Origin of the sequence: Winogradskyella costae, assembly GCF_013403865.1 — a bacterium.
GTDB classification, from domain to species: Bacteria; Bacteroidota; Bacteroidia; order Flavobacteriales; family Flavobacteriaceae; genus Winogradskyella; species Winogradskyella costae.
In genome coordinates, this window is record NZ_JABFDK010000002.1 from 376,650 (window position 1) to 383,975 (window position 7,326).

At 35.1% G+C, this 7,326-nt stretch carries 5 protein-coding genes; all 5 read right to left on the reverse strand.

Features of this window, described 5'->3' with window-relative positions:
* Positions 1–29: 29 nt before the first annotated feature.
* Positions 30–3,287, reverse strand: a complete 3,258-nt coding sequence (locus HM986_RS08785; protein ID WP_179334705.1) for an amidohydrolase family protein — start codon at positions 3,285–3,287, stop codon at positions 30–32.
* Positions 3,288–3,454: 167 nt separating this feature from the next.
* A complete protein-coding gene (gene rplT, locus HM986_RS08790) occupies positions 3,455–3,799 on the reverse strand; it encodes a 50S ribosomal protein L20 (protein WP_020897363.1) in 345 nt (114 codons plus the stop codon).
* A 107-nt stretch (positions 3,800–3,906) separates the two neighbouring features.
* Positions 3,907–4,104 (reverse strand): 50S ribosomal protein L35, encoded by a 198-nt coding sequence (gene rpmI, locus HM986_RS08795; RefSeq protein WP_020897364.1) that lies wholly within the window; start codon positions 4,102–4,104, stop codon positions 3,907–3,909.
* Between the two features lie 61 nt (positions 4,105–4,165).
* Positions 4,166–4,714 (reverse strand): translation initiation factor IF-3, encoded by a 549-nt coding sequence (infC, locus tag HM986_RS08800; RefSeq protein ID WP_179334721.1) that lies wholly within the window; start codon positions 4,712–4,714, stop codon positions 4,166–4,168.
* 35 nt (positions 4,715–4,749) lie between these two features.
* The gene (gene thrS, locus HM986_RS08805) at positions 4,750–6,690 is read right to left on the reverse strand and encodes a threonine--tRNA ligase (RefSeq protein ID WP_179334706.1); all 1,941 of its coding nucleotides are present in this window, start codon (positions 6,688–6,690) and stop codon (positions 4,750–4,752) included.
* Between the last annotated feature and the right edge of the window lie 636 nt (positions 6,691–7,326).

The window sequence follows — 7,326 nt, forward strand, 5'->3', positions numbered from 1 at the left end:
CGATTCATAATAGAACCGGTTTTTGTTTTTTAGTGAGAACCGACATGGCAACCACAGGTTTCGCGTGTAAAACTCTGTGAATCTTCATGCCAAGGAAAGGCCTGATTGTATTTATTGTTTTCCCAATAGAATTCAGTGCGTTCTTTAGGGTGATTACCAATTTCATTCATGGTTTCTGTATCGTATAAGCGACCATTAATCATGGTGTAAATAATACTTTCAGAATTTTTGATGTCGTCTAAAGGGTTTTTATCCATAATAATTAAATCTGCCAATTTTCCTTTTTTTAGCGAACCAATATCATTCCCTGCACCTATATAATTGGCTCCATTTATGGTGGCAGCCTTTAAAGCTTCATGATTAGTCATCCCTCCTTGTTGCAGCGACCATAATTCCCAATGGGCTCCAAGTCCTTGTAACTGGCCATGAGCGCCAAGATTAACTTTTACACCAGCGTCACTAAGGGCTTTCGTAGTTTTAGAAACTAGAATATGTCCGTTTTCATATTCTTCATCAGGTACCATAACACGATGTCTAGAGCGCGAATCGATAATGCCTCGAGGTGTATATTTTAAAAGCTTTTCATTTTCCCAAACATTGGTCTTTTGGTACCAATACACTTCGCTATTCATACCTCCGTAATTCACAATCAGTGTAGGTGTATATCCGACATTACTGTTACCCCAAAGTTCCAAAACATCTTTATAAACTGGTGCCACTGGAATATTGTGTTCTACTCCAGTATGCCCATCCATAACCATGGTGATATTGTGATAAAACGTTGAACCACCTTCGGGAACGACGAAAATACCTTCTTCACGAGCAGCTTGCAACACTTGTTGACGTTGCTCGCGTCTTGGTTGGTTGTAACTCTTTACCGATAATGCGCCAAAAGCTTTTGTTCTTCTAATAGATGAGCGTGCATCTTCAAGATTATTGATGACCGCTTTAAAATCACCATCGGCACCATAAAGGATAAATCCTGTAGAGTAGAGGCGTGGCCCAACAAGTTCACCTGTTTTTTGTAATTCCGAAAGTGCAAAAATGGTTTCCGTATGTGCAGAGGGATCATGAGATGTTGTAACACCATAAGCTAAATTCGCATAAAATTGCCAATGCTTTTGTGTTGTTAATCCGTATCTGAAACCACCAATATGGGCATGGGCATCTACCATACCTGGCATTATGGTTTTTCCTGAAACATCATACACTTTGGCATCAGTTGGAATTTTTACGTCTGATGTATTTCCTAAAGCTTCAATAGTATTATTATGGATAATAATAGTTCCATTTTCTATAACGTCATTTCCTTCCATAGTGATAAGGCGAGCTCCTTTTAAAGCAATTCTTCCTGAAGGTTTATCGGTTTTAGCTTCTACATTAATTGTGGTTCCTTTTTCAACAAGCGTTGTATCTTCAGAAGCATTAGCCGAAAAATACTGATTACCTAAGGTCCAATGTATGGTTTTGCTGTCTTTAGACCAATGTAAATTGATACCTGCATCTTTAGAAAGTTGCGTAACAGGAACATATTTACTTTTATCGGTTAAGTCTAAAGTTTTTCCAGATTTAGGCATCGGTGACAAATACACTTTATGTAGATGTACAAAAGCAATCCAATTACTATCAGGACTTGGTACTAAAATATTGCCGTGTTTTGATTTTACAAGTGTTCGTTCATCAAAACCATTAAGGTTAACACTTTTCAATTCTTTAGTTAAAGCGCCAAAAAACTGACCACCATTTTGATATAGGATTCGTGAATCATCTGTATTGAACATAGGATAGTCTCCTTCTTTTGTTACAAATTCCGTGTTTGTCCCATCACTATTCGTCAAATACAAACCTGGCTTTTTTGAAAACGTTCGACCTTGTTCGTTGTTGCCACTTTCTTTGCGATAGACAATTTGCTTGCCATTATGAGAATATGAAGGATTCCTATAAATACCTTTTTCTGTAGTTAACTTTGTAGGCGTTCCTCCACTTGACGGAATCGAATAGATAGCTCCTAAATTTTGGTCATTCCAAGTCACATAAGTGATTGAATTGCCATCGGGTGAGAAGGTCGGTTCAAATTCAAAATCAGTTCCAGTGGTTAATCGTTTGGCTTTGCCGTTAGGTAATTTCTGGGTGTATAAATAGCCAAGCGCATTAAAAACAATGGTTTTTCCATATGGTGATGTGGTTGCATGTCGAATCACTTTAGCATCAAAAGTATCTGGTGCCACAGGCGTATCAAATTCCACAGCTTTAGCAATTTTAATCGTTGAGTTTGCTTGAAATGGGATATCTGAAACTTTAAGAGAGTTGATATTGATTTTATTAATTTTTCCGCCAGACCAAATCACGATGTCTTCGTTATTAGGCATCCAATTAAAGTTGGTATAGACTCCAAAAATAGCCCAAGCTTCTTGTTGGTCTTTATTCAGTTGATCATACACAGGCCATTCTTCACCTGTTTCTAAATCGTGAATATATAATACAGTTTTAGTACGAATACGTTTTACAAATGCTAATTTTTTTCCATCTCTAGAAATTTGAGGGCGTGCAGCTCCTCCTGGACCACCTGTGATTCTCGTGGTTTTTCCTGTTTTCAAGTCGTAACGATTGATGACATAGATTTGGCTATTAGGATCTTTGTTATATTGAAAGGCTCCTCCAGGATAGACATCTTCACTATAGTATAAATACTTTCCGTCAGGAGATATAGTGGGTTCGTTCACATCCTGTTGGTCATTTTTCTTTTGTGTCAGTTGTAAACCACTACCTCCAGTTTTATGATACATCCATAATTCGCCAGCTCCTAAAGAGCGACCGGAAGTAAAGTGTTTTCGAGCAATAAGATACTCACTATCTGGTGTCCAAACTGCATTGTTTAGTAATCTAAAATCTTCCTTTGTTATTTGATTAGCATCAGAGCCATCAGTGTTCATAACCCATATGTTGTCGCCTCCACCAGCATCACTAGTAAATGAGATGTGTTTACCATCTGGACTAAAGCGAGGTTGTATTTCAAAAGGTAAACCTTCTCTTAATAATTTAGCCTTACCACCATTGCTATCCATGATGTAGATATCACCTAGTAAATCAAAAACAATAGATTTTCCATCCGGACTTACATCCAAATTCATCCAAGTACCTTCATCAGTTGATAATTTTAGGTCTTTAAAATTCCAGTCACCTTCAGGGTTAGAGACATCCCAAGATTTAGTTTTATCTTTATCTTGGCAGTAAGCGTTAAAAGTAACAAGTAGAATCAGGGTTGCGATAAGTTGAATACGCTTCATGGAATTTATTTTTAATTGAAGCGTAAGTTAAATATAAAAAAGGGATTTTCTATAAATATGCTTTTGTGTAAACGTATTAGTTTTAGTAATTAGACATAAAAAAATCCGATTCAAATAAATGAACCGGATCTTATAAGCGAAATGTTGTTATTAATTTGGCTAAAAGCCTATTTTACTTTGTTTATTATAGCTTCAAAAGCATCTGGGTGATTCATCGCTAAATCGGCAAGTACCTTACGGTTCAATTCGATATTATTAGATTTTAATCCTCCCATAAATTTTGAATAGCTCATTCCATGTTGTCTTGCACCTGCGTTAATACGCATAATCCATAACGAACGGAATGTTCTCTTTTTTACTCTACGGTCTCTGTACGAATATTGCATCGCTTTGTCAACCGCATTTTTTGCTACTGTCCAAACGTTTTTACGTCTTCCGAAGTAACCTTTTGCTTGCTTAAGAACCTTTTTTCTTCTGGCTCTTTTTGCTACTGAATTTACTGATCTTGGCATTCTCTTAATTGTGTTTTTGTAGTAGGCGGTCTAAATTAATTGACACTTGCTAAATTGTTTTGCCTAACTCCAGGGTTTATAATTTATTTTAACCGATTAAAACAATATTACTTTAAACGTAACATAGTTTTAATATTGTTCTCATCTGCTTTATGTACTAAACCATCATGAGTCAATTTTAGCTTACGCTTTTTAGATTTTTTTGTCAAGATATGACTCTTAAAAGCGTGCTTTCTTTTAATCTTACCAGTGCCAGTTAGTTTGAAACGTTTCTTAGCACTCGATTTTGTTTTCATTTTAGGCATTTTCTCCTCTTTTTAATTTACGTTTCGCTTATTATCGTATCGCTGAAAATTCAGCTTTTTATTACTTTTTCTTAGGTGCAATGAACATAATCATTCGCTTTCCTTCTAGTTTAGGCATTTGCTCTACCTTTCCATATTCTTCAAGATCTTGAGCCAATTTTAATAATAAAATTTGACCTTGCTCTTTAAAGACAATAGATCGTCCTTTAAAGAATACGAACGCTTTTAACTTCGCCCCATCTTTTAAGAATTTTTCAGCATGCTTCTTTTTAAACTCGTAATCGTGATCATCTGTTTGAGGACCGAAACGTATTTCTTTAACGATTACTTTAGTTGCTTTAGATTTTAATGCTTTTTCTCGTTTCTTCTGCTCGTAAAGGAATTTTTTATAATCCATAACTTTACAAACAGGAGGGTTCGCATTTGGCGAAATCTCTACGAGATCTAAACCTTGTTCGTCGGCTAAGGATAACGCTTGTTTAATAGGATAAACACCTATTTCAACGTTATCTCCGACTAATCTTACTTCTTCAGATCTGATTTTAGAATTTATACGGTGTTTATCTTCTTGAGATACACGTCTTGTAAAATTCTTTCTGTTTCTACGTATTGCTATGGCTTCTGTATTTTAAATTAAACTTAATATTATCTAAAAGTCTTTAAACTTTTACTAATTCTATCTTTTACTATTTTTATAAAGTCTTCTACATTAATTGTGCCAAGGTCTTCACCTCCATGTTGGCGCACTGTTATTGTATTATCCTTCTCTTCTTGCTCACCGACAATAATCATATACGGAAACTTTTGCATTTCAGCTTCACGAATTTTCTTACCTACAGTTTCATTTCTGTTGTCTGTGAGGGCGCGAATTTCGTCATTTTCTAGCGAAATTAAAACTTTTTCGGCGTATTTTTCATATTTCTCACTTATAGAGAGTACAATTACTTGTTCTGGCATTAACCAAAGCGGGAAATTCCCACCTGTATGCTCTAATAATATTGCTATAAAACGTTCCATACTTCCAAAAGGAGCACGGTGAATCATAACTGGTCTGTGCATCTCATTGTCACTACCTTTATATGATAAATCAAAACGTTCTGGCAAGTTATAATCGACCTGTATAGTTCCTAATTGCCATTGACGTCCAAGGGCATCCTTAACCATAAAGTCTAACTTTGGACCATAAAATGCAGCTTCACCGGTTTCAACCACATAGTTTAAATTTTTATCCTTAGCGGCACTTAAAATTGCTTGTTCTGCTTTTTCCCAATTTTCATCACTTCCAATATACTTATCCGGATTTTCAGGATCTCTTAATGAAACCTGAGCAGTAAAATTTTCGAAACCTAAAGAACCAAAAACATATAGAACTAAATCTATAACGTCTTTAAATTCTTTATCTAATTGGTCTGGTGTACAAAAAATATGCGCATCATCTTGAGTAAAACCTCTAACACGAGTTAAACCGTGTAATTCACCACTTTGCTCATATCTATATACAGTTCCAAATTCCGCATAACGCTTTGGTAATTCTTTATAAGAAAAAGGTTTTGCGTTATAAATCTCACAATGATGTGGACAATTCATTGGCTTTAAAAGAAACTCTTCACCTTCAGAAGGAGTCGTTATAGGCTGAAAACTATCAGCTCCATATTTAGCATAATGACCCGAAGTAACATAAAGTTCTTTACTTCCTATATGTGGTGTAACAACCATTTCATAGCCTGCTTTCTTTTGAGCAGCTTTTAAAAAGTTCTCTAAACGCTCACGCAATGCAGCACCTTTAGGTAACCATAACGGTAAACCTTGTCCTACTTTTTGCGAGAATGTAAAAAGTTCTAATTCTTTACCTAATTTTCTATGATCTCTTTTTTTAGCTTCTTCTAAAAGCTCTAAGTATTCTGTAAGCTCTTTTTGTTTCGGAAAAGAAATACCATAAACTCTTGTTAACTGTTTATTCTTTTCATCACCTTTATAATAAGCTCCAGCAACACTTAATATTTTAACAGCTTTTATAATGCCCGTATTTGGTATATGGCCACCACGACAAAGATCTGTAAAGCTAGAGTGATCACAGAAACTAATAGTACCATCTTCAAGATTTTCAATTAGATCAACTTTGTAATCATTCTTTCCTTTATAATAAGATAAGGCTTCGGCTTTAGAAACCTCACGCATTTTAAAGTCGTGCTTACCTCTAGCAATTTCAATTATTTTGTTTTCAATGGTTTTAAAGTCTTTCTCAGAAATAGAACCTTCACCTAAATCAACATCATAATAAAACCCATTATCTATTGCCGGACCAACCCAAAGTTTAACTCCAGGATATAATTCCTCTAAAGCTTGAGCTAAAACGTGAGCAGAAGAATGCCAAAACGCTTTCTTTCCTTCATCATCTTTAAATGTATATAAGGTAAGACTACCATCAGTGGTTAATGGAGTGGTGGTTTCAATGACCGTGTCATTGAATTTTGCTGAAATAACATTACGGGCAAATCCTGCGCTAATGTCTACAGCCACTTCATAAGGAGTTACATCTTTTTCGAAAGACCTAACCGAACCATCAGGTAGAGTAATTTGTATCATTATATATAGTATAAATTTTAGCACACAAAGATATACCTATATAAGGAATAGACAAAGTGAAGTTTCTATAAATATATCATAAGTTATTTCTGGGCATTTCGTTTTTGCTTTTAAGGAGCAAAAACGTCGCGTCATCCGCTATATCTTTTTTCAGAGAATGCATTTCTAATAGAATAATGCCTTACCTATATATAGTATGTATACCATTTAATGATTTATAGAAAAAAAAGGATGCCGCTACTACCGCTAATGCAGGGATTTCGTGTAGGGGAATTAGACAGGCACACTCTAAAATCAAACCAATGTAGGGGATATAGCAGGTGTCAACTACAAAACCACTAAATATTCACAGCTTAAAACACAGAAAGTAAGCCAATTAAAATATTCTCAAAAATAAAGCCTAAAAAAGGCTTGTCAATTTTAAAAAGGGTTCTATATTTGCACCCCGAAACAAAAACAATAAGTTGCGTTTCGGACGTTCATTTCCAGAGAAATTAAGCTTGAAAAAATAATTAAAATATTTTTTCAAATTAAGTTTGTGAGAGTGAAAAAAGGGTTTTATATTTGCACCCGCTTAGCGAAACAACGTTAAGAGAAAGTAAAGAAAAAGTTCATTAACATATTGAATTGACAGCG

Excerpts from the sequence above, each read along its gene's own strand:
- HM986_RS08785 (WP_179334705.1), bottom strand. The coding sequence starts at position 3,287 with ATGAAGCGTATTCAACTTATCGCAACCCTGATTCTACTTGTTACTTTT.
- rplT (WP_020897363.1), bottom strand. The coding sequence starts at position 3,799 with ATGCCAAGATCAGTAAATTCAGTAGCAAAAAGAGCCAGAAGAAAAAAG.
- rpmI (WP_020897364.1), bottom strand. The coding sequence starts at position 4,104 with ATGCCTAAAATGAAAACAAAATCGAGTGCTAAGAAACGTTTCAAACTA.
- thrS (WP_179334706.1), bottom strand. The coding sequence starts at position 6,690 with ATGATACAAATTACTCTACCTGATGGTTCGGTTAGGTCTTTCGAAAAA.